This is a genomic window from Janthinobacterium sp. BJB304, assembly GCF_002735765.1.
Lineage (GTDB): Bacteria > Pseudomonadota > Gammaproteobacteria > Burkholderiales > Burkholderiaceae_D > Janthinobacterium.
Map to the genome: position 1 here is coordinate 80002 of NZ_PDZN01000006.1, position 20617 is coordinate 100618.

A 20617-nucleotide genomic window follows, 5' to 3' on the forward strand; every position below is an offset into this window, starting at 1 on the left:
AGAACGATCAAGGAGGCGGCATGCAGGATCTGAACGACTTGTATTACTTTGTGCAGGTGGTCGACCATGGCGGCTTCGCGCCGGCCGGGCGCGCGCTGGGCATGCCGAAGTCCAGACTGAGCCGGCGCATCGCGCTGCTCGAAGAGCGCCTGGGCGCGCGCCTGCTGCAGCGCACGACGCGGCATTTTTCCGTCACCGACGTGGGACTGACGTTTTACGAGCATTGCAAGGCGATGCTGGTGGAAGCGGAGGCGGCGCAGGAAGCGATCGAACTGACGCGGGCCGCGCCGCGCGGCACGGTGCGCCTGTCCTGCCCCATCGCCCTGCTGCATTCCCTGGTCGCTCCCATGCTGGCCGGCTTCATGCGCGACCATCCGCAGGTGACCCTGCTGCTCGAAGCGAGCAACCGCCGCGTCGACCTGGTGGCCGAGGGCATCGACGTGGCCATCCGCGTGCGCCCGCCGCCGCTGCCCGACAGCGACCTGGTGCTGCGCGTGCTGGCCGAACGCAGCCAGTGCATGGTGGGCAGCCCCCTGCTGTTCGGCGACGCGCCCAGGCCGACAGCGCCAGCCGACCTGGCCGACTGGCCCAGCCTGGCCCTGGGCATGCCGCAGCAGCACTACCAGTGGGATTTATACGGCCCCGATGGCGCGCGCGCCCAGTTGCGCCACGTGCCGCGTTTCGTCACGGGCGACATGCTGACCCTGCGCGACGCGGCCGTGGCCGGCGTCGGCGTGGTGCAGCTGCCGACCATGATGATCACCGAGCAGGTCGCCGATGGCAGCCTGCTGCCGCTGATGGGGCAATGGCGGCCGCAGCGCGAAATCATCCACGCCGTCTTCCCGTCGCGGCGCGGCCTGCTGCCGGCCGTGCGCGCGCTGATCGACTACCTGGCGCACAGCTTCGCCGCGCTGGAGGAGGAGTGACGGTTTTCAGGTACGATGACGTACTTCCGAATCGCCTGGATACCGCATGCGTTTATTGATTCTGTCGGACCTGCACCATGAGCTATGGCGCGACGAAGCGCCGCAGGGCGACCTCGCGCTCAGCCGTCCTGACGCCGTGATCCTGGCCGGCGACATCGACACGGGCGCGCGCGCCGTCGCCTGGGCCGCCACCGCGTTTGCGGACCTGCCCGTGCTGTACGTGCACGGCAACCACGAAGGCTATGGCCACCACCTCGACAAGGTGCGCCAGGAGCTGCGCGCAGCCTGCGCCGCCACGCCAAACGTGCATTTTCTCGACGCCGATACCCACGTCTTCACCGACCAGGCAGGCGGCAAGGTGCGCTTCCTGGGCGCCACCCTGTGGACGGATTTCCGCCTGCTGGGCGACGACACGCGGCAAGCGGCCATGCGCGACGCGGAAGCCGTCATGAACGACTACAAGCGCATCCGCCTGGCCAACATGGGCTTTCGCAAGCTGCGCGCGGCCGATACGGCCATGTTCCACGCGCAGCAAAAAGCCTGGCTGGCGCGCGAACTGGCGCAGCCCTTCGACGGCCGCACGGTGGTCGTCAGCCACATGGCGCCGTCGCTGCGCTCGGTCGACGATGCGTATGGCAGCGAGGGCTGCTCGCCCGCCTACGCCTCGCGCCTGGACGACCTGGCAGCGCAGGCGGACCTGTGGGTGCATGGCCACATTCACGTCTCGCGCGATTACCGCATCGGCCCGTGCCGCGTCGTGGCCAACCCCTGCGGCTACAAGACGCGCGGCGGCACGCCGCAAAATCCCCAGTTCAACCCAAACTTCATCGTCGAACTGCCGTTGCGTTAATCCAGCGCGCTAATCCTCGGGCTTCAGGCGTCCCGCCAGCAGTTGCTGCAGCCGGTGCTTGCCGGCCCGGCGCGCCGCGCGCGGCGACGCTTCCGACTGATGCACACCGGCGCCGCCGCGCAACCTGGCGGCCGCCACCAGCGGGTTGCGCGGCTTGGGCGTGGCCTTCACTTTGATCTTCATGGTTTCTCCTTTCAGCCCTTGATGCAGACGACCTGGCGCAAGGTATGCACCACTTCCACCAGATCGCTCTGATGCGCCATGACGGCGTCGATATTTTTATAGGCGGCGGGGATTTCGTCGATCACGCCGCCATCCTTGCGGCACTCGATGCCGGCCGTCTGCTCGGCCAGGTCGAAGCGGTTGAAGCGGCGCTTCGCCTCGCTGCGGCTCATGCTGCGCCCCGCCCCGTGCGAGCAGGAACAGAACGATTCCGGCTTGCCCTTGCCGCGCACGATGAAGCTGCGCGCGCCCATGCTGCCGGGGATGATGCCCAGCTCGCCCTGCCGCGCCGAAATGGCGCCCTTGCGCGTCACATATAAATCCTCATTGCCATGCGTTTCGCGCGCGATGTAGTTGTGGTGGCAGTTGATGGCTTCCCCGTCGAGCCGGAACGGCGGAGCAAACTTCGCCAGCACGTCGAGCACGCGGCGCATCATTTCGCTGCGGTTGAGCAGCGCGTAATCCTGCGCCCAATCCACCGCTTCCACATAGTCGTCAAATACCGTGGAGCCCTCGCTCAGGTACGCCAGGTCCGCGTCCGGCAGCTGCAGCTGGTGGCGCCGCATGTCCTTCTGCGCGGCGGAGATAAAGTAACGGCCGATCACGTTGCCGATGCCGCGCGAACCCGAATGCAGCATGATCCACACCCGCTGCTCCTCGTCGAGGCAGATTTCAATGAAGTGATTGCCGCCCCCCAGGGTGCCGGCCTGGCAAATCCACGTGCGCTCGAACTGGCGCAGCATCTTGGCGATGCCCCGGTGGCGCTCGACGATGTGCGCCAGGCGGTCGCCGAGCGGCCGCACGGCGCGCGCCTGGCGCGAGCCTTGCACGCGGCTCCATTCATGTTGTTCGAATGCGACGGGCACTTCCGCTTCGATGGCGCTGCGCAGGCGCGCCAGGTTATCGGGCAGGTCGCTGGCCGTCAGGGTCGTGCGCACGGCGTTCATGCCGCAGCCGATGTCGACGCCAACGGCGGCCGGGATGATGGCACCGCGCGTGGGAATCACGCTGCCGACGGTGGCGCCGATGCCGGCATGCACGTCTGGCATGGCAGCCACATGCGGATGGACGATGGGCAGGCTGGCGATATTGTGCAGCTGGCGCAGCGCCTGCGCGTCGATATCGTCGGTAAAGATATGCACGGGCACATGGGCGCCGCGCAGAGTCTGATGAATGGGCATAACGTCTTCCTTGGTATTGTCGTTATGCCGGGGTCGTCTAAAAGAAAAAAACCCCGGCGAGTTTCCTCACCGGGGTTTTGCAGGACACCGGCTCGGGATCGGCAATGTGCCGATGGCCCCGAGCGTCATGCACGGGGCTAGTGGTAGTACAACTTGCTGCCAGCCTGCTCGAACATGGGTTTCCTTTCCTTTGTCTGGTTAATCTGAACTGCGCTGAACTGCGGACGATGATTCTGCACCTTATGCTGCAGTGCGTCAACCGCTTTTCATGGCGAAGACGCCAACGTTGTTATTTTGTCGCAGACGCTTTTTCCTTCGCGATGCGGGCATCGAGCTTGACTTCATTTTTGGCCGCGTAATTGCGGCACGCCTGCGCATCGATGAAAGGATTCGGCGTGACGCCTTCGAGCAAATGCGTCAGTTTCAGGTCGCCGCCGGAGTGGTCCGGGTGGGCCGAGATCAAAATGTCGCACGGCAGTTTGGCAAAGTCCTGCATGACGCGGCGGAAGGCCGGCGTCAGATCCCCATGGCGGTCATCGCCCAGGTAGTGAAAATCGTCGGCCGCCACCGGCGTGAGGCTGGCGCCGAACACCACGTTCAGACATTCCTGACGCTCGGCATCCTCGCACGAGACCCAGGTCCAGCTGGTGCTGCCCGGCGTATGGCCAGGCGTGTAGCGCGCCGTGATGGTCACCTCGCCCAGTTGCAGGGTTTCGCCATCGGCGATTTCGCGCACGTTTTCCACGGCCGGCATGGGGTCGATTTCGCCCGCCTGCGGGTCCATGGCGAGCACCGAGCCCGCGCGCAGCGCCTGCGCACCTGACGGGCTGGCGACCACCTGCGCGCCGCTGTCGCGGGCCAGGGCGGCAACGCCGCCCGAATGGTCGAAATGCGCTTCCGTATTCAGGATGAACTTGATGTCTTCCAGGCGAAAGCCCAGCTCGAGGATATGTTCCTTGATGGCGGCCACCGATTGCGGCAGCGCGCCGTCGATCAGGATCAAGCCTTCGCGCGTATCGATCAGCACCACGCTCAAGCCGCCCACGCCCACGTAATACGTGTCGCCGTGGATGCGCGCCGGCTGCTGCGGGCGGTTCCACTGCTCCGCATACGGCGAGGCGATCGGCTGCGTCAAGGGATCGACGGCGGGCGTGGCGGCATGCGCCGTCAGCGGCAGCGCCAGGGCGGCCAGCGCGATGCTGAGCAGGGACTTGGGAAGGAAGAAAGGCGGCATGCGGCTCCAGTAATGAGTGTGCGGTAATCGATGCCAAAGAGTAACGTCGCTACCCTCGCGCGGTCAAGCAAGCCATCATCCGGACTTGCGCTACGATAGAGGTCCATACACTTCGTGCGCCTTGCCGCCCTATTGCCATGCGTTTGCTGATTCTGTCCGACCTGCATCTGGAAGTCTGGGGTGAAGACACGCCCGCCATCGACCTTGCCGCCAGCCGCCCCGACGTGGTGATCCTGGCCGGGGACATCGACACGGGCAGCAACGCCATCGCCTGGGCCGCGCGCACCTTCGGCGCCCTGCCCGTGCTGTACGTGCATGGCAATCACGAGGGGTATGGCCACCAGCTCGAACGCATGCAGGACGCCGTGCGCGACGCCTGCGCCAGCGCCAATGCGCAGGGCGCCAACATCCGCCTGCTCGACGGCGACGCCGTGACGCTAGATGGCGTGCGCTTCCTCGGCGTCACGCTGTGGACGGATTTTCTGCTGTTCGGCGCCGAGCGCCGGGACGAAGCCTTGAGCGCGGCGCAAAGCTACATGCCCGACTACAAGCGCATCAGCACGGGCGGCGATGTACCGCGTCTCCTGTGCGCCAGCGACACGGCGCAGCTGCACGCGCAGCACCGCTCGTGGCTGGAACGGCAGCTGGCGCAACCGTTCGAGGGCAAGACGGTCGTCATCACGCACATGGCGCCGTCGATGCTGTCGGTGGAAGAGCAATACGCGACGAACCTGGGTTCGCCCGCCTTCGCCTCGCAGCTGGACGAGCTGGTAGCCCAGGCCGACCTGTGGGTGCATGGCCACATGCACGCCTCGCTCGACTACCGCGTCCAGGAGTGCCGCGTCGTCTGCAACCCCTGCGGCTACAAGCGTCCGGACGGCGCGCCTGAAAACGATCGCTACGATTCCGGCTTTATCGTCGATCTCGCCGGCACGGTTTAATTTTTCAGATAGCGCAGCTGCACCACGCCGCTGGGCAGCTGGCGCGTGCCGTCCAGGCGCCAGTCGCTGCGCGGCAAGCCGTCCTCGAACAGGCGCACGCCCTTGCCCAGCACCACGGGCAGCACGGACAAGGTCAGGCTGTCGACGACGCCCTCGCGCAAGCCCGCGCGGATGATGGCGCCGCCGTCGAGATACACGTGGCGGCAGCCGTCTTCGGCCAGCCCCTCCAGTACTTCACGCACGGCGCCTTCGCGGCGCTGCTCGCCATGGCGCGGCGCGAAGTCGCGGTGGCTCAATACCACCACGCGCTTGCCCGCATACGGCCACGGCTCGAATCCCAGCACGGCGTCATACGTGGTGCGGCCGATCAGCAAGGTATCGACCTGCTCCATCAAGGCCGTGTAGCCGGTGGCGTCGGGCGAGTCGGGCGCCAGCTCGGCCAGCCAGGACAGGTCGCCGTTTTCTCCGGCGATGCAGCCGTCGATGCTGATGCCGAGAAATACGCTGACAACAGGCTTTTTCATGGATGTTCCTTTAGTTAATTCTACAGTGTAGAATTATGCCCATGAAAACCCAAAAACTTCAAGACCTGGAATCTCCCGTGCGCCGCGCCGGACGTCCGCGCCGCGCCGCACCCGCGCTGGACAGCGCCGCCATCCTGCAAGCGGCCTTGGCCCTGCTGGAAGAGCAAGGCGAAGCGTTTTCCATGCGCGCGCTGGCGCAGCGGCTGGGCGTCGACGCCATGGCCCTGTATCACTATTACGCGGGAAAAGAGGAATTATTGCTGGCCCTGATGGCGCAGCGTTTTGCCGCGCTCGATCCGCGCCAGCCGCCGTTTACGCAACGCCAGGGGCCGCAGCGCCGTCTGCTCGCGCTGTGCGCGCTGTACCTGGAACTGGTCAGCGCCACACCGTATTTCGTGCGCCTGATGGCACGCGGACTCGTGACGCAAGCCGATGTGGCCGAGCGCTTTACGACGCTGTTCGAGCTGGCCGTGGAGGCCCTCGATCTGGATAAAAAAACCCGGCTGCGCGGGCGCGATGCGCTCATCGATTTCCTGCATGGCTATGCACTGGCGGGCAGGCCCGCCAGCGAGACGGCCTGGCATGCGTCCGTCGGCCTGATCCTGGCGGGCATGGCCGCCGGACGCACCGGTGGATGACGCCCGGCGGCCGGCCATACTAGCGGGGCATCAAGCCAGCAGCTTGAGCAGCGCCTGGGCGGCCACTTCCGACGAGGCCGGGTTCTGGCCCGTGACCAGCAAGCCATCGGTGACGGCGTACGGCTGCCAGTCGCCCAGCTTCGAGTAAATGCCGCCGTTTTGCTTGAGCATGTCCTCGACGAGGAAAGGCACGATGGCCGTCAAGCCGACGGCGTCTTCCTCGGTATTCGTAAAGCCCGTCACCTGCTTGCCGCGCACCAGCGGCGAGCCGTCGGCCGCCTTCACGTGGCGCAGCACGCCAGGCGCGTGACAGACGGCGGCGACGGGCTTGCCGGCGGCGATCATCTGCTCGATCAGCGCGATCGAGTGCGGGTCTTCAGCCAGGTCCCACAGCGGACCGTGGCCGCCCGGGTAGAACACGGCGTCAAAGTCGGCCGCCTTCACGTCGGCCAGCTTGCCCGTGTTGGCCAGCACGGCTTGCGCAGCGGCGTCCTGCTTGAAGCGGCGCGTGGCGTCCGTTTGCGAATCGGACTCGTCGCTTTTCGGGTCCAGCGGCGGCTGGCCGCCGTTGGGCGAAACCACCGTCAGCTGCGCGCCCGCTTCCTGCAAGACATAGTAGGGCGCGGCGAATTCTTCCAGCCAAAAGCCGGTTCTCTTGCCCGTGTCGCCCAGTTGATCGTGCGAGGTCAGTACCATCAGGATGTTCATGTTGTTTCCTTTTATGTCAGGGTTACAGTGCTGCTTCGAGGATACGGCGGCTGCGCGCGAGGTCGATATCGCGGTGTTCGCCAAGAGAGGTCATGCCATGTGCTTCCAGTTGCGTCAAAACTGCTTCCACCGCTTCCTGGCCCAGCTGATAGGCCGACAAACGGGTCGGGATGCCCAGCCCTTCAAAGAAGGCGCGGGTGCGGGCGATGGCGGCGGCGATGCGCTCGTCGTCGCTGCCCTGCGTGATGTTCCAGACACGTTCGCCATATTGCAGCAATTTGCCGCGTTTCTGCTCGCGCTGCACGTCCAGCAGTGCGGGCAGCACCAGGGCCAGGGTGCGCGCATGGTCGATGTCGTACAGGGCCGTCAGTTCGTGGCCGATCATGTGCGTGGCCCAGTCCTGCGGCACGCCGGCGCCGATCAGGCCATTCAGGGCCAGGGTGGCCGTCCACATCAGGTTGGCGCGCGTAGCGTAATCGTCGGGCGAGGCGACCGCCTGCGGTGCGATCTCGACCAGGGTCTGCAGCAAGCCTTCGGCAAAGCGGTCCTGCACCTTCGCCTGCACCGGATAGGTCAGATAATGGTCTGGACATCATCGCTATAGACGCCCCCCTTGCTGCTCGTCGAAGCGACCAGCTTCGAGTCGAAGTTGAGGGGGCCGATACTGACAGAGTCGCCCTGCGGGTCGGACAGGAGCGTCTTCGCGTTCTTGAAGACCTCGCGGTCGTCGAAACGCAGAATGACGGTGGGTTCGAAGGCGATGACGACCTGATAGATGCGGCGCGCGAGAACGCCGCCTGCTGCAAAGAATAAAGCCTTGTCCGTTGGTGAAAGCTGGTCGGCGAACAGCCGCACCGCGGTGTCGCTGAACCATCGGGCGGGCCCGATCATGAAGGTGCCGAGCCCCGTGAACGAGACCTCCAGCGAAAAATTGCTTGCGCCTCCATTGGCAGCCAGCGCCACGGGCCGGTAGTGTTCGACGGCCGCTTGCGCTGAGCTCGGCGGTGAGGCGGGAGGCTGTGCCGTGTCGACTGCGAACGCGGACTGCAAGGGAGCGGGGGCGGCCACGACAACCCTGAAAAAGGCGGGTGGTGTTGGCACCTGGGGTGCCACAGCCGGGTCCGGCGATAGCTGCGCGGCCAAGGTACTGACTGACGGCGGCATCAACGCGTGCATCGATGGAGACGATCCAGACGGATCGCCGATGCGCGAACTGAAGCTAATCACGCCGCCGGCTCGGGTCTGGCCCCTGGCGCTCAAACTCTGCCACTCCTGGTATCGCGTACGAAACCCGGTGTCGAGTTCGTAGGCCGGTAAAAACATGGACTGCAATGCCTGTGCCGTCCCACCCTGCCCCGGCGGCAGGTAGCCAGCCGGCGATTGCGTGCCCACTTTCGCGGGCATGTTGAAGCCGGTTTGCGCCGCGCTATTTGCGGCGGCCATGTTGGCCTGTGCCATCGCCAGCGCCGGCGATTCTATGCGCTGCAGAAAGAACCCATAGGCGTCGCTCAGGCTCGCTTGGGGCACGAAGTTGGGCGCCGCAGCTGGTACCGTATCGCCGATGCGGAAGATCTCGGCATTGGCGACTTGCGGGTCGGCGTTCGCGAAATCCGCCATCAGCGTCGTCTGACCGAACGCGAAGTGCTGGCCGGGTCCCAGCCCGCCGGGAAACAGCGTGCTCACGAGAGCCCGGGACCACTCCGACCATGCCACGTCGAGTCCGCCTTCAGGTGTTGTCATGATTGATCTCTCCAACCGGAATGCTACGGAAGGGCCCGCTCGCGCGGGCCTGTGGGGGCTGACTACCTTAGACCTTGCTACTGACTACTCCGAGAAGCACGGGCATTGTCGACTTAATCGGTCCGATCTTCAGCGATGACGTCGCGTCGTCGTAATGGATCTTGTCCTTCGATGAATCTGCCCCGCCGGAGCCGCTGAAGCTGAACGGACCGACCCCGACGGAGACGCTCGCCTGGGTCTGCCACGAGCTCTTCAGCCGGCTGTAGTCGGCGGCACTGAGCTTCACCGTGATCGTTGGTTCAAAGCCTAGCCAGAGGCGTCCGACGTTTCGCTTTCTGGTAAGCCAGGACGAGGAACACGTACGGCTCGAACTCAGAGTGGAAGGTTCGGCCGTCGACTTGGGAGAACGCGCTCATCATCAAACGCTGCTGATGCTTGCCCGGGAGCGGCGGGGGGACGAGTGTCAAAACGTGATCCCCTCGGAGGCTGGCTGGCGCGATGTGGTGTCGCTCGGGGAGATGCTCGGCATCGACACCCAGCACATCAACACGCACTTGTTCCGGGCACTGCGCCAGCTCTCCCCTGCATTGCGCCAATTGGCGATCGAGTTGGATCTCGTTGAACGCCGACGCGGACAAGTACGTTTCGGGGACGCTGCCTTTGAGGTGGTCGATTGGAAAGGGCTTGCGGCATCAAGATCCGGACTCATCATGCGCGATACATGAAAATGCATCTACGTTCAATTTTCTGATTGCTGACAATCCTTCCGCATTCTCATTTCTGTTTTCCAGAATATTGCTCGCCTGGCGTCGCCGCCAGGCATGCTTAGTTGCGAGGATCCTCTTTGCACCGTATTTTTGAATGAATGAGAAAAGAGGTCCCGTAAAAGGAACTTCTTTTCAACTTGTGCGAGAAAAATCCCGACTGCTGTGACAGTCAACGGTGGAGGTCTGCCCCCGGCAGTCAGCTTATGCGAACTTCTTGAAATCCGGCTTCCTCTTTTCAAAGAAGGCCGTAAACGCTTCCTTCGCTTCGGCGCCGCCCAGCATGGCGCTGAACAACTTGTTTTCCTCGGCGATGGCCGCCTTCATCGGTTCCATGCGGCTTTGCTTCATCAGGCGCTTGGTGGCGCGGATCGAGGCCGCCGGCAATGCCACCAGCTTGGCGGCCTGGCCTTGCGCGAAGGTCATCAAGTCGTACAGGGGCACGACTTTCGACACGAGGCCCATTTCCAGCGCTTCGCTGGCGGGGAAGGACTCGCCCAGCATCAGCTTTTCCGCCGCGCGCGGGTAGCCGGCCAATTGGGTGAGCAGCAGGCTGGAGCCGAATTCCGGGCACAGGCCCAGCTGCGTGAACGGCATCGAGAAGCTGGCGTTGTCTGCCGCGTAGACGAGATCGCAGTGCATCAGCAAGGTGGTGCCGATGCCGATGGCCGGGCCGGAAACGGCCGCCACCACGGGCTTGCTGCTGCCGTACAGGGCGCGCATGAACTGGAACACGGGACGGTCATGGTCGAGCGAACCATCCTTCGGGCGCGCCGTCTTCATGAAATCATCAAGGTCGTTGCCGGCCGTGAAAATCTCGCGCTTGCCGCAGATCAAGATGGCGCGTACTGCATCGTCCGTCTCTGCCGCCACCAGCGCGTCGGCCAGCGTCTGGTACATGGCGCCCGTGATCGCATTCTTGCGTTCCAGGCGGTTGAATTCCAGGGTCAGAATGCCCTCGCTCTTGCTGCACAAAATATCCATGTCGTCTCCCAAAAGATAAAGGGCGCCGAGGTATCCCCAGCGCCCAAGTTTTGACTAATCTTAGCTGACCACTGACGTCACGACGCCTGGCAGAAGCGTAGCGAGCGGCAGCGAGTTGTGGCCGAGACGCGCAACTGTGCGAAGGCACAGTGAGCATCGCAGGCCGCGAATCGCAACGCGCAGTAGCTTATGCCAAGTGTCATCAGACGCGTTCGAAGATGCCTGCTGCGCCCATGCCGGCGCCCACGCACATGGTGACCATGCCGTACTTCTGCTTGGTGCGCTGCAGCGCGTGGATCACGGTCGCGGCGCGGATGGCACCGGTGGCGCCCAGCGGGTGGCCCAGGGCGATCGCGCCACCCATCGGGTTGACCTTTGCCGGGTCCAGGCCCAGGTCGCCGATGACAGCCAATGCCTGTGCGGCAAACGCTTCGTTCAGCTCGATCCAGTCCAGCTGGTCTTGCGTGATACCGGCGGCGGCGCACGCTGCAGGAATGGCAAATTTCGGACCGATGCCCATGATTTCCGGCGGCACGCCGCGCACGGCGAACGAGGAGAATTTTGCCAGCGGGGTCAGGTTATGCTCGCGCAGGATTTTTTCGCTGACGATCAGCAGCGCGCCGGCGCCGTCGGACATCTGCGAGCTGTTGGCGGCCGTGACGGTGCCCTTGGCGGCGAACACTGGTTTCAGTTTTGCCAGCGACTCCATCGACGAATCGGCGCGTGCGCCTTCGTCAGTGTCGACGGTGCGGCGCGATACGTCCACCTGGCCGGTAGCCAGGTTCGGCGTGCGCGTGATGATTTCCACGGGTGTCGTTTCCGCCTTGAAGAAGCCGGCTTGCTGCGCGGCGATGGCGCGGCGGTGCGATTCGACGGAGAACGCGTCCTGCTGTTCGCGCGACACTTTCCATTGCTGCGCCACTTTCTCGGCCGTCAGGCCCATGCCGTAGGCCATGCCGATGTTTTCATCACTGAACATGTCCAGGTTCATCGATGGGTGGTGGCCCATCATCGGCACCATCGACATCGATTCGATGCCGCCGGCAATCATGACGTCGGCTTCGCCCACGCGGATGCGGTCGGCCGCCATGGCAATGGCCGTGATGCCCGAGGCACAATAACGGTTGACGGTGACGCCACCCACGGTTTTCGGCAAGCCGGCCAGCAGCACCGAGTTACGGGCGATATTGAAGCCCTGCTCCGCTTCCGGGAACGAGCAGCCGATGATCGCGTCGGTGATCAATGCCGGGTCGAGGCCAGGCGCCTGTGCCAGGGCCGATTGCAGCACGCGCACCAGCAGGTCGTCCGGGCGGGTGTTTCTGAACATGCCGCGCGGCGCCTTGCCGATCGGGGTGCGGGTTGCAGAGACGATGTAGGCGTCTTGAAGTTGTTTGCTCATTTTGTTCTTTCAAAGATGTTGAACGAGGTTCGTGTTCTGTCGAATGTCCGGGGTAGTCAGGTTGCCGCTTAGCGCTTCTGCGACAAATACCAGTCCACCGTCACCTGTGCCGCCAGCGTGCCCTCACAGTCGAAAATATCGACTGCCACGGGAAACGCCACCTTGCCGTCCTGCGCCAGCTGCGCCTTCAAGGCAGCCAGGTCGCCCGGCACGCGGCCTTCGGCGCGCGTCGCGCCCCGGGCCACCTTCTGGTAGGCGATGCGCGACTCCTTGGCCACCGGGCGCAAGCCCAGTATCAGCTCGGCGAAGCCGCCAGCCATGGCCGCGCCGGAAGCCGTTTCGGCCAGGGTAAACAAGGCGCCCGCATGCTGCGTGCCCAGGTGATTATGCAGTTTGGGATCGTCCGGCAGCGACACCTTCGAGGTGCCGGCGCCGATCTCGTCGATGCTGATCCCCAGCAGCCGCACGAAGGGCAAGGTGTCCATCATCTGTTGTTTGATACGGTCATACACCATGCTTGGCCTCACGCGCAGCAGTACTTTAAATACAAGGGACAGGATCGTCATCGACGTTGTGCTTAGTTGCGTACCGGCTTACCGGTCTGCATCATGCCCATGATCCGTTCCTGGGTTTTCGGATGGTTCAACAGCTCCAGGAATGCCTTGCGTTCCATATCCAGCAGCCACTGTTCGCTGACGAAACTGCCCTGGTCCACGTCGCCGCCAGATACGATCTCGGCGATCATCTCGCCCAGCTTGAAATCGTGCGCCGAAATGAAGCCGCCGTCGCGCATGTTGACCAGCTGCGCCTTGATGGTGCCCCAGCCGTAGCGGCCCGTGACCTGGATCAGCGACGGCAGTTGCGGACGGAAGCCCGCGTCGAACATGGCGCGCGCTTCGACCTTGGCCACGTGCAGCAGCTCGTAGGCGTTGAACACGATCACGTCGTCTTCCTTCAGGTAGCCCATCTTCTTCGCTTCCAGCGCCGATTTCGACACGTTGGCGGTGGCCGCATTGGTGAAGCCCGTTTTCAGGAATTGCAGGATGTCGTTGCCCTTGGCTTCCTTGTAGGCGCGCTGCGCCGCTTCCTTCAAGCCGCCGCCGGCAGGAATCAGGCCTACGCCCACTTCCACCAGGCCGATATACGACTCGATCGAGGCCACGCGCTTCGATGCGTGCAGCGCCAGCTCGCAACCGCCGCCCAGTGCCAGGCCGGCGACCGCGGCGATCACCGGCACGTTCGCGTATTTCAGCGACATGAAGGTGTTCTGCAGTTCGGCGATGATCGGATCGACGGCTTTCACGCCGCCTTGCATGAAGGCCGGCAGGGCCGATTGCAGGTCGGCGCCGGCCGAGAAGGCGCCGCCTTCGGCTGCGTCCGCGTGCCAGATCACTAGGCCCTTGAAGTTCTTTTCCGCTTCGGCCAGGGCCAGTTTCAGGCCATTGATGACGCCTTCGCCGATCACGTGCATCTTGGTCTTGAACGAGATGATCAGGACGTCGTCGCCCGTATGCCAGACGCGTACGGATTCGTCTTCAAAGACGGTGGTGCCGGCGGTCTTGCCGTCGATGGCGCCGCTGCCCAGCACGGGCGCGCGGAACTGCTGGCGGTCGTAGACGGACAGGTTAGAGCGTGGCACGAAGCTGTTCGACACGGCGGAATACGAACCTTCCGGCGTGTGCACGCCGCCTTTTTCAGCGACCGGGCCTTCGAATACCCAGGCAGGCAACGGCGCGTTGCACAGCGCGTGGCCGGCGTCGATGTCTTCCTTGACCCAGTTGGCCACTTGCAGCCAGTTCGATGCCTGCCACGTTTCAAACGGGCCCACGTTCCAGCCGAAGCCCCAGCGCATGGCGAAGTCGATGTCGCGCGCGTTGTCGGCCACGGTGTCCAGATGGATGGCGATGTAGTGGAAGGCGTCGCGGAAGATCGCCCACAGGAACTGGCCTTGCGGATTCGTCGATTCGCGCAGCGCCTTCATCTTCTTGACCGGATCCTTTTCCTTCAGGATGCGAGCGATGATGTCGGCCGCCTTGGCGCCGCCGGCCACGTATTCACCGGTGGCGAAATCGAGGCGTTGGATTTCCTTGCCAACCTTCTTGTAGAAGCCCGCGCCGCTCTTCTGGCCCAGCGCGCCCTTTTCCACCAGTTGCGCCAGCACGGCCGGCGTCTTGTAGACCGCGGCGAACGGATCGTTCGGCAGGTAGTCCTGCATGGTCTTGATCACATGGCCCATGGTGTCCAGGCCGACCACGTCCGCCGTGCGGAAGGTGCCCGACTTGGCGCGGCCCAGCTTGGAGCCGGTCAGGTCATCGACGACGTCCACGGACAGGCCGAATTTTTCCGCTTCATGCACGATGGCCAGGATGCCGAACACGCCCACGCGGTTGGCGATGAAGTTCGGCGTATCCTTGGCGCGGACCACGCCCTTGCCCAGGGTGGTGGTCAGGAAGCCTTCCAGCTGGTCGGCGATTTCAGGCTTGGTGAACGCGGTCGGGATGATCTCGACCAGGTGCATATAGCGCGGCGGGTTGAAGAAGTGCACGCCGCAGTAGCGCGATTTCAGGTCGGCGTCGAAGCCTTCGGCCAGCTTGGTGATCGACAGGCCCGAGGTGTTCGAGGCGAAGATCGCGTTCGGGCCGATGTGCGGGGCCACCTTCTGGTACAGATCGTGTTTCCAGTCCATGCGCTCGGCGATGGCTTCGATGATCAGGTCGCAACCGGCCAGCAGGTCCAGGTTGTCTTCGTAGTTGGCTACCTGGATCAGCGCGGCGTCATCCTTGCTGCCCAGCGGCGCAGGCGACAGTTTTTTCAGGTTCTCGATGGCGCGCAGCACGATGCCATTCTTCGGGCCTTCCTTCGCTGGCAGATCGAACAGCACGACCGGCACTTTCGCGTTGATGCAATGGGCGGCGATCTGCGCGCCCATCACGCCGGCGCCGAGGACGGCTACTTTTTTAACGATGAAATTGGTCATATTTTCCTCAAGTCTTAGAACAGGTCTGCGTCGAGTGCCATCAGGTTGGCCGAACCGGAACGCGCCTGACGGATCAGGGTTGCCGTTTCAGGCTGCAAGCGGGCGAAGTAGAAACGTGCGGTAGCCAGTTTGGCGGTATAGAACTTGTCGCCGCTGGACTCTTTTTCGAGGGCGATCTTGGCCATCTGCGCGAACAAATAGCTGTAGATCATGTGGCCGACGACACGCAGGTAAGGCACGCATGCCGCGCCCACTTCGTCAGGATTCTGGAAGGCTTTCATGCCGATTTCCATGGTCAGCTTGGTGACTTTGTCGCCCAAATCGCCCAACGGGGTGACGAATTCGCTCATCGCTTCATCGGTGCCATTGTCTTCGACAAAGGCCTTGATCTTTTCGCCGAACTTGCGCAGCTTGGCGCCGTTGTCGCCCAGGATCTTGCGGCCCAGCAGATCCAGCGACTGGATCGTGTTCGTGCCTTCGTAGATCATGTTGATGCGCGCGTCACGCACGTACTGCTCCATGCCCCATTCCGAGATGTAGCCATGGCCGCCGAACACTTGCATCGCGTCCGAAGTGGCGATCCAGGCGTTATCGGTGATGAAAGCCTTGATGACGGGCGTCAGCAGCGCCACTTCGTCGGCCGCTTCCTTGCGCACGTCGGCGTCCGGGTGGTGCAGTTCGCGGTCGATCTGCAGCGCCACGTACGAGGTGAAAGCGCGCGCACCTTCGGCGTAGGCTTTGCCCGTCAACAGCATGCGGCGCACGTCAGGGTGCACGATGATGCGGTCCGCCGGCAGTTCCGGGTTCTTGATGCCGGACAGCGAACGCATTTGCGTGCGGTCCTTGGCGTAGATCAGCGCGTTCTGGTAGGCGATTTCCGTCAGGCCCAGCGACTGCATGCCCACGCCCAGGCGGGCCGCGTTCATGAAGACGAACATGGCGTTGAGGCCCTTGTTCGGCTGGCCGATGATCCAGCCTTTTGCGCCGTCCAGGTTCATCTGGCAGGTCGAATTGCCGTGGATGCCCATTTTTTCTTCGATGGCGCCGCAGGTGATCGGGTTGCGCTCGCCGACCGTGCCGTCCGCGTTCGGCAGGAATTTCGGCACCAGGAACAGCGAGATGCCTTTCGAGCCTTCCGGCGCGTCCGGCACGCGGGCCAGCACCAGGTGCAGGATGTTTTCCGCCATGTCGTGCTCGCCGGCCGAGATGAAGATCTTGTTGCCGGTGATGGTCCAGGAACCGTCCGCCTCAGGCAGCGCTTTCGAGCGCAGCAGGCCCAGGTCGGTGCCGCAGTGCGGTTCGGTCAGGCACATGGTGCCCGTCCATTCGCCCGACACCAGTTTCGGCAGATACACTTCCTTCTGGTGGTCGGTGCCGTGTTCCTTCAGGCACTCGTAGGCGCCGTGCGACAAGCCCGGGTACATGGACCAGGCCTGGTTCGACGAGTTCAGCATTTCATAGAACGAATTGTTCAGCACGACAGGCAAGCCCTGGCCGCCGTATTGCGGATCGCAAGCCAATGCCGCCCAGCCGCCTTCGACGTACTGTTTATACGCTTCTTTGAAACCTTTAGGCGTGGTCACGCTTTTCGTGACGGGATCGTGGTGGCAGCCTTCGCGGTCGCCGGAGTGATTCAGCGGGAACAACACTTCAGAAGTGAACTTGCCGCCCTCTTCCAGTACCTGGTTGATGATATCGGCGTCGACGTCGGCGTACGACGGCATTTGCTTCAGTTCTTCTTCCACTTGCAGGAACTCATGCAGAACGAATTGCATATCCCGGATTGGCGCGACGTATTGACCCATAATTTTCTCCTGAAGGCGATTAGCTAAAGTGTTGTACTTGTAGTGCGTGTGCGTTGTTGCGGATACTGCCTGACGGCTTATTTACTTGTGGCGCAATTCTGGTACGACGCCAGCAGGCGGATAAAGCCCGCTTGCGCCCGTTCGATGCTGCCCGGCACGCGCAGGAAGCGCGCGTCGTGATGCAGGGCCAGGATCAGGCCATACATCTCGTACACCAGCTGCTGGGCGTCCGTGTCCGCTTTCAGGTCGCCTGTGGCGATCGATTGCTCGACACAGCGCAGCAGCGCGCCCTGCCAGGCCCGCACCATGGCCACCAGGGCCTCGCGGATGGGACCGGGACGGTCGTCATACTCGACGGCACCGCTGATATAGATGCAGCCGGAAGCGATTTCCACGCTGACCCGCTTGACCCAGCGCGCAAACATCGATTGCAGGCGCTGGATGCCGCGTGGTTCTTTCATGCTGGGGAAAAAGACTTCTTGCTCGAAACGATAGTGATAAAGCTTCAGCACTTCCATCTGCAAGTCCTCGCGCGAGCCGAAGTGGGCAAACACGCCCGACTTGCTCATGTTCATTTTGTCCGCAAGCAGCCCAATCGTCAGGCCTTCCAGGCCGTCGCGGCTGGACAGGTCCAGCGCCACGTCGAGGATGGCTGCACGGGTCAGCTCGCCCTTGCGCATGAATTTGACTGAAGTATTCAAGATGTCCGTTCTAAAAGTGATGTTGCCGATTTGGCGGACTGAAGCGAGGGTAAAAAAAGCACGCCTCGAAAAAATCCGAACGCTCGTACTATTATCCACTACCACGTAAAAGTCAAACGGGAACTTTAGAGCCGGTGTTCTATTGGTGCAGCGCAGCATTTTCTGACTGCGTGTTTGTATCGGTTTCAGGCGGCAAAAGCGCCGTGCGCCATTGCCTTGCAGTAACAAGCGCGCCTCAGTCGAGGCCGCCAGCCTTGCTCAATTGGCGGCGGTCGCGCTTGGTCGGCCGCCCCTTGATGGTGGTGCCCGGCTCGCGGAACAGCTTGCGCTCCTCGGCCAGCTGCTCGCGGCGGGCGATGCTGGCCGGCGTTTCTTCATACAGCAGGCGCGCCACGGGTGCCGCGCCGCGCTTGTCGGACAGGCCCAGCACGGTCACTTCCCACGTCTCCGCGCCATTGTCGATGGCCAGCTCGTCGCCCACGCGCAGGCTGCGCGCCGGTTTGACGCGCTCGCCGCCCACTTTGACCTTGCCCGTGTCGACGGCTTCGCTGGCCAGCGAGCGCGTCTTGAAGAAGCGCGCCGCCCACAGCCATTTGTCCAGCCTGACCGTTGTCATCTCGTTCATGCGTACTTGCCTACTGAAAAAATGCGCATCACCAGCCGGTACACGAGGAAAGCGGCTTCGTAACCGATGCGCCGGAAACGACCGATGTGCTTGAAATCATCCTGGTGAATCACGATGCCGTCGGCCACGCCTTGCTCGATGTGCTGGCGCAGGCTTTGCGCGAAGGCCACGTCCTTGATCACCACGTTCGCTTCCTGATTCAAAAACAGGCTCAGCGCGTCAATATTGCTCGAACCCACCGTCGCCCAGTCGTCGTCGACGACGGCCACCTTGGCGTGCAGCTGCGTCTTGCGGTATTCGACAATCTTCACGCCGGCAGCCAGCAGTTTCGGGTAAAACGAGTGCGCCACGGCATCTTGCATGCGGAATTCGCCCACGCCGATCAGCAGTACCACGTCGACGCCCCGCTGGGCCGCTTGGGCCAGGGCGTGGCGCAGCTTGTGACCGGGCGCGAAATACGGGTTGGCCAGCATCACGCTTTTCCTCGCCTGGCCCAGCGCCTGCAGGTAGGCGCGCTGGATGGTGCGGCGGTTGCGCAGGTTGTCGCGCACGACAAAACCGGCCACCACGGGGTTTTTCGCCAGCTCCTTGCTGACGACGCGCATCTTGCGGTACAGCTTGATACGCCGCACCAGGTTCATCTTGCCCAGGCGCGCCCACTGCGCCTGCACCTCTTCATGGATGGCGTCCACCAGCGGACCCTTCACCTGCACGGCGAAATCCCAGCGCGGCGCTTCCAGGCTGATGCTGTGATCGTAGTCGCAAAACATGTCGTCGTTGATATTGATGCCGCCCACCAGGGCGATCTCGCCATCGGCGACGCAAATCTTGCGGTGCGTGCGCGTGATGCCGCGCCGGAACCAGGGATTGAAGATGCGGTGGTGCACGCCGGCCGCTTCCAGCTGCGCATGCATGGCTTTGACGCGGCGGTTGCCCGTGCCGAACCAGTCCGTGATCATGCACACCAGCACGCCGCGCGCGGCCGCCCGTTTCAGGGCGTCGAGCACCAGAGTGCCCGTGGCGTCATCGGCAAAGATATAGGTTTCGAAATAGACTTCCGAGCGTGCGCCGTCGATGGCCGCTATGAGCGCGGGAAAATAATCGGTGCCGCAATACAGCAGCTTGATGTCGTTGTGGGCGATGAAATTGACTGTGCGCATGCCGGCAGTCTACGCGAGTTTCAAAGCGGCAACTATCGGCGCGTGGTCCGACAATTTTGCCCACAAGGTGCCATGCATCACTTGTGCACCTTCCACGTGGAAGCCGCGCACATAGATGCGGTCCAGGCGGAACCACGGCAAGGCGGCGGGAAAGGTGCGCGCCGGCACGGGGACGGGTGTTTTCGTCTGGCGCCGCGCCAGGGTGCGCACAAGGTCCCCCAGGGCCGAGTTCGATGCGCGCTGGTCGAACACTTCCACCACGCCCAGCGCATTGCGCAGCTTATCGCTGAGCGTGTTGCGCCAGTCGTTGAAATCGCCGGCGATGATGACGGGTTCGCCGTTCGGCGCCGATTCCATCACGGCGTCGATCAGTGCCTGCGTCTGCCGTCCCCGCCCCGACTCAAACAGGCCCAGGTGGACCACGTAGCAGTGCACATCGGCCTGCGGCGTCTTGAGCACGCAATGCAGGATGCCGCGCTGCTCGTAGGCATGGTCGGAGACGTCGTGGTTGGTTTGCGAGGCGATGGGGAATTTGCTGAGCAAGGCGTTGCCATGGTGGCCATGGTCGTACACGGCATTCATGCCGTAGGCGGAATGGTGCTCGGCGCCGGCAAAGAATTCATGCTGCGATGCTTCCGGCCAATGCTTGTGGCCATTTTTCTCGGCGCCAAAGCGGGCCGCATTGCGGTCGTGCTTGCCTTGCACCTCTTGCAGGAAGACGACATCGGCATGGAACAGGGCGATCGCCTGCTTCAATGCGTGGACTCTGGGCAAGCCCCGCACGGAAGAGACGCCCTTGTGGATATTATAAGTTGCTACGCGGATTTTCATGCATTGATTCTACTCCCAGACGAGCCCCGCGCGGCGCCTGCGTAGGTGCGCGTGCGCACCTAATTCCTCGATTGGCTCGCCTTCGGCCTCGCCAGGCTCAGGCAAACATGCGCGCCAGGCCGCTGGCGACACTGACGCCGGCCGCCGCGATGCCGGCGGACCACACCACCTTGACCAGCAACGGTGCGCCGCGCCAGGCCACCGTACGCTTGCCCTTGCTAAACATACCGGGATGCAACAGCAGTCCCACCACCATCAGCGGCAAGCCGACGGGCGGCGTGCGTTCGGGCGGCGTGTACAGGCTGGCCGCCACAATCACGACCAGGCACAGCGCCAGGCAGAATGTGCCGGCCAGTTTTTGTTGCAAGGAGAGATTAAACCAGTTCAACATGCAAGGCTTTCGAATG

Annotated in this window: 21 protein-coding genes and 1 pseudogene; 5 read left to right on the top strand and 17 right to left on the bottom strand. The window is 63.4% G+C overall.

Annotation, left to right across the window (positions count from 1 at the left end; genetic code table 11):
* Positions 1–20 precede the first annotated feature (20 nt).
* Together CSQ95_RS08980 and CSQ95_RS08985 are read left to right on the top strand one after the other, a co-directional pair.
* Positions 21–926 carry a LysR family transcriptional regulator gene (locus CSQ95_RS08980; RefSeq protein WP_099409243.1) on the top strand — a complete coding sequence of 302 codons (906 nt, stop codon included), beginning with the start codon at positions 21–23 and terminating at the stop codon, positions 924–926.
* A gap of 46 nt (positions 927–972) precedes the next feature.
* Positions 973–1776, top strand: coding sequence for a metallophosphoesterase (locus CSQ95_RS08985; RefSeq protein ID WP_099409244.1), 804 nt, complete (start codon positions 973–975; stop codon positions 1774–1776).
* A gap of 9 nt (positions 1777–1785) precedes the next feature.
* On the opposite strand, the gene CSQ95_RS29650 is transcribed toward CSQ95_RS08985, so the two are convergent.
* The 3 genes from CSQ95_RS29650 to bla form a co-directional block, all read right to left on the bottom strand.
* Positions 1786–1959, bottom strand: a complete 174-nt coding sequence (locus tag CSQ95_RS29650; protein ID WP_176741220.1) for a hypothetical protein — start codon at positions 1957–1959, stop codon at positions 1786–1788.
* A gap of 11 nt (positions 1960–1970) precedes the next feature.
* Positions 1971–3179, bottom strand: coding sequence for an RtcB family protein (locus CSQ95_RS08990; RefSeq protein WP_099409245.1), 1209 nt, complete (start codon positions 3177–3179; stop codon positions 1971–1973).
* Positions 3180–3468: 289 nt separating this feature from the next.
* A complete protein-coding gene (bla, locus tag CSQ95_RS08995) occupies positions 3469–4413 on the bottom strand; it encodes a subclass B3 metallo-beta-lactamase (RefSeq protein ID WP_099409246.1) in 945 nt (314 codons plus the stop codon).
* 137 nt (positions 4414–4550) lie between these two features.
* Between bla and CSQ95_RS09000 the strand changes: the two genes are divergently transcribed.
* Positions 4551–5354 carry a metallophosphoesterase family protein gene (locus tag CSQ95_RS09000; protein WP_099409247.1) on the top strand — a complete coding sequence of 268 codons (804 nt, stop codon included), beginning with the start codon at positions 4551–4553 and terminating at the stop codon, positions 5352–5354.
* On the opposite strand, the gene CSQ95_RS09005 is transcribed toward CSQ95_RS09000, so the two are convergent.
* A complete protein-coding gene (locus CSQ95_RS09005; protein WP_099409248.1) occupies positions 5351–5878 on the bottom strand; it encodes a dihydrofolate reductase family protein in 528 nt (175 codons plus the stop codon). The two genes, CSQ95_RS09000 and CSQ95_RS09005, sit on opposite strands and share 4 nt — an antisense overlap.
* A 41-nt stretch (positions 5879–5919) precedes the next feature.
* On the opposite strand from CSQ95_RS09005, the gene CSQ95_RS30015 reads away from it, so the two are divergent.
* Positions 5920–6516, top strand: a complete 597-nt coding sequence (locus CSQ95_RS30015) for a TetR/AcrR family transcriptional regulator (protein WP_180279003.1) — start codon at positions 5920–5922, stop codon at positions 6514–6516.
* A 30-nt stretch (positions 6517–6546) separates the two neighbouring features.
* Here CSQ95_RS30015 and CSQ95_RS09015 read toward each other — a convergent pair whose 3' ends face one another.
* The 3 genes and pseudogenes from CSQ95_RS09015 to CSQ95_RS30345 all read right to left on the bottom strand — a co-directional run bounded on the left by CSQ95_RS09015 (position 6547) and on the right by CSQ95_RS30345 (position 8964).
* Positions 6547–7224 carry a type 1 glutamine amidotransferase domain-containing protein gene (locus CSQ95_RS09015; protein WP_099409250.1) on the bottom strand — a complete coding sequence of 226 codons (678 nt, stop codon included), beginning with the start codon at positions 7222–7224 and terminating at the stop codon, positions 6547–6549.
* A gap of 22 nt (positions 7225–7246) precedes the next feature.
* Positions 7247–7810 (bottom strand): annotated as a pseudogene (locus CSQ95_RS09020) (iron-containing alcohol dehydrogenase); the annotation flags it as partial.
* Positions 7798–8964 carry a hypothetical protein gene (locus CSQ95_RS30345; RefSeq protein ID WP_099409251.1) on the bottom strand — a complete coding sequence of 389 codons (1167 nt, stop codon included), beginning with the start codon at positions 8962–8964 and terminating at the stop codon, positions 7798–7800. The pseudogene CSQ95_RS09020 and the gene CSQ95_RS30345, both read right to left, overlap by 13 nt.
* Positions 8965–9341: 377 nt before the next feature.
* Between CSQ95_RS30345 and CSQ95_RS09035 the strand changes: the two genes are divergently transcribed.
* Positions 9342–9689, top strand: a complete 348-nt coding sequence (locus CSQ95_RS09035) for a hypothetical protein (RefSeq protein ID WP_143449928.1) — start codon at positions 9342–9344, stop codon at positions 9687–9689.
* 243 nt (positions 9690–9932) lie between these two features.
* Here CSQ95_RS09035 and CSQ95_RS09040 read toward each other — a convergent pair whose 3' ends face one another.
* The 10 genes from CSQ95_RS09040 to CSQ95_RS09085 form a co-directional block, all read right to left on the bottom strand.
* Positions 9933–10712 carry an enoyl-CoA hydratase gene (locus CSQ95_RS09040; RefSeq protein WP_070221627.1) on the bottom strand — a complete coding sequence of 260 codons (780 nt, stop codon included), beginning with the start codon at positions 10710–10712 and terminating at the stop codon, positions 9933–9935.
* 202 nt (positions 10713–10914) lie between these two features.
* Positions 10915–12111, bottom strand: coding sequence for an acetyl-CoA C-acyltransferase (locus CSQ95_RS09045; RefSeq protein WP_099409254.1), 1197 nt, complete (start codon positions 12109–12111; stop codon positions 10915–10917).
* Between the two features lie 68 nt (positions 12112–12179).
* A complete protein-coding gene (locus CSQ95_RS09050; RefSeq protein WP_226936302.1) occupies positions 12180–12677 on the bottom strand; it encodes a PaaI family thioesterase in 498 nt (165 codons plus the stop codon).
* Between the two features lie 11 nt (positions 12678–12688).
* Positions 12689–15088 carry a 3-hydroxyacyl-CoA dehydrogenase/enoyl-CoA hydratase family protein gene (locus CSQ95_RS09055; RefSeq protein WP_099409255.1) on the bottom strand — a complete coding sequence of 800 codons (2400 nt, stop codon included), beginning with the start codon at positions 15086–15088 and terminating at the stop codon, positions 12689–12691.
* Positions 15089–15102: 14 nt separating this feature from the next.
* Positions 15103–16893: an acyl-CoA dehydrogenase C-terminal domain-containing protein gene (locus tag CSQ95_RS09060; protein ID WP_099409256.1), complete on the bottom strand. Its 1791-nt coding sequence runs from the start codon at positions 16891–16893 to the stop codon at positions 15103–15105.
* Between the two features lie 77 nt (positions 16894–16970).
* Positions 16971–17573: a TetR/AcrR family transcriptional regulator gene (locus tag CSQ95_RS09065; protein ID WP_070292367.1), complete on the bottom strand. Its 603-nt coding sequence runs from the start codon at positions 17571–17573 to the stop codon at positions 16971–16973.
* 256 nt (positions 17574–17829) lie between these two features.
* Positions 17830–18219: an RNA-binding S4 domain-containing protein gene (locus tag CSQ95_RS09070; protein ID WP_070221630.1), complete on the bottom strand. Its 390-nt coding sequence runs from the start codon at positions 18217–18219 to the stop codon at positions 17830–17832.
* Entirely contained in the window at positions 18216–19379 is a 1164-nt protein-coding gene (gene clsB / locus CSQ95_RS09075) for a cardiolipin synthase ClsB (protein ID WP_070221631.1), read from the bottom strand. Before clsB ends, CSQ95_RS09070 begins: the two co-directional genes overlap by 4 nt.
* 9 nt (positions 19380–19388) lie before the next feature.
* On the bottom strand, positions 19389–20210 hold the full coding sequence (locus tag CSQ95_RS09080) for an endonuclease/exonuclease/phosphatase family protein (RefSeq protein WP_070221632.1): 822 nt from the start codon (positions 20208–20210) through the stop codon (positions 19389–19391).
* Positions 20211–20307: 97 nt separating this feature from the next.
* Positions 20308–20601 carry a hypothetical protein gene (locus tag CSQ95_RS09085; RefSeq protein WP_099409257.1) on the bottom strand — a complete coding sequence of 98 codons (294 nt, stop codon included), beginning with the start codon at positions 20599–20601 and terminating at the stop codon, positions 20308–20310.
* Positions 20602–20617 lie beyond the last annotated feature (16 nt).

Bases quoted from the DNA above. Each gene is read 5' to 3' on its own strand.
- CSQ95_RS30015 (WP_180279003.1), top strand. From the start codon at position 5,920: ATGAAAACCCAAAAACTTCAAGACCTGGAATCTCCCGTGCGCCGCGCC.
- bla (WP_099409246.1), bottom strand. From the start codon at position 4,413: ATGCCGCCTTTCTTCCTTCCCAAGTCCCTGCTCAGCATCGCGCTGGCC.
- CSQ95_RS08990 (WP_099409245.1), bottom strand. From the start codon at position 3,179: ATGCCCATTCATCAGACTCTGCGCGGCGCCCATGTGCCCGTGCATATC.
- CSQ95_RS09060 (WP_099409256.1), bottom strand. From the start codon at position 16,893: ATGGGTCAATACGTCGCGCCAATCCGGGATATGCAATTCGTTCTGCAT.
- CSQ95_RS09005 (WP_099409248.1), bottom strand. From the start codon at position 5,878: ATGAAAAAGCCTGTTGTCAGCGTATTTCTCGGCATCAGCATCGACGGC.
- CSQ95_RS30345 (WP_099409251.1), bottom strand. From the start codon at position 8,964: ATGACAACACCTGAAGGCGGACTCGACGTGGCATGGTCGGAGTGGTCC.
- CSQ95_RS09070 (WP_070221630.1), bottom strand. From the start codon at position 18,219: ATGAACGAGATGACAACGGTCAGGCTGGACAAATGGCTGTGGGCGGCG.
- CSQ95_RS29650 (WP_176741220.1), bottom strand. From the start codon at position 1,959: ATGAAGATCAAAGTGAAGGCCACGCCCAAGCCGCGCAACCCGCTGGTG.
- CSQ95_RS08980 (WP_099409243.1), top strand. From the start codon at position 21: ATGCAGGATCTGAACGACTTGTATTACTTTGTGCAGGTGGTCGACCAT.
- CSQ95_RS09000 (WP_099409247.1), top strand. From the start codon at position 4,551: ATGCGTTTGCTGATTCTGTCCGACCTGCATCTGGAAGTCTGGGGTGAA.
- CSQ95_RS09015 (WP_099409250.1), bottom strand. From the start codon at position 7,224: ATGAACATCCTGATGGTACTGACCTCGCACGATCAACTGGGCGACACG.
- CSQ95_RS09040 (WP_070221627.1), bottom strand. From the start codon at position 10,712: ATGGATATTTTGTGCAGCAAGAGCGAGGGCATTCTGACCCTGGAATTC.
- CSQ95_RS09050 (WP_226936302.1), bottom strand. From the start codon at position 12,677: ATGACGATCCTGTCCCTTGTATTTAAAGTACTGCTGCGCGTGAGGCCA.
- CSQ95_RS09045 (WP_099409254.1), bottom strand. From the start codon at position 12,111: ATGAGCAAACAACTTCAAGACGCCTACATCGTCTCTGCAACCCGCACC.
- CSQ95_RS09055 (WP_099409255.1), bottom strand. From the start codon at position 15,088: ATGACCAATTTCATCGTTAAAAAAGTAGCCGTCCTCGGCGCCGGCGTG.
- CSQ95_RS09080 (WP_070221632.1), bottom strand. From the start codon at position 20,210: ATGAAAATCCGCGTAGCAACTTATAATATCCACAAGGGCGTCTCTTCC.
- CSQ95_RS09085 (WP_099409257.1), bottom strand. From the start codon at position 20,601: ATGTTGAACTGGTTTAATCTCTCCTTGCAACAAAAACTGGCCGGCACA.
- clsB (WP_070221631.1), bottom strand. From the start codon at position 19,379: ATGCGCACAGTCAATTTCATCGCCCACAACGACATCAAGCTGCTGTAT.
- CSQ95_RS08985 (WP_099409244.1), top strand. From the start codon at position 973: ATGCGTTTATTGATTCTGTCGGACCTGCACCATGAGCTATGGCGCGAC.
- CSQ95_RS09065 (WP_070292367.1), bottom strand. From the start codon at position 17,573: ATGCGCAAGGGCGAGCTGACCCGTGCAGCCATCCTCGACGTGGCGCTG.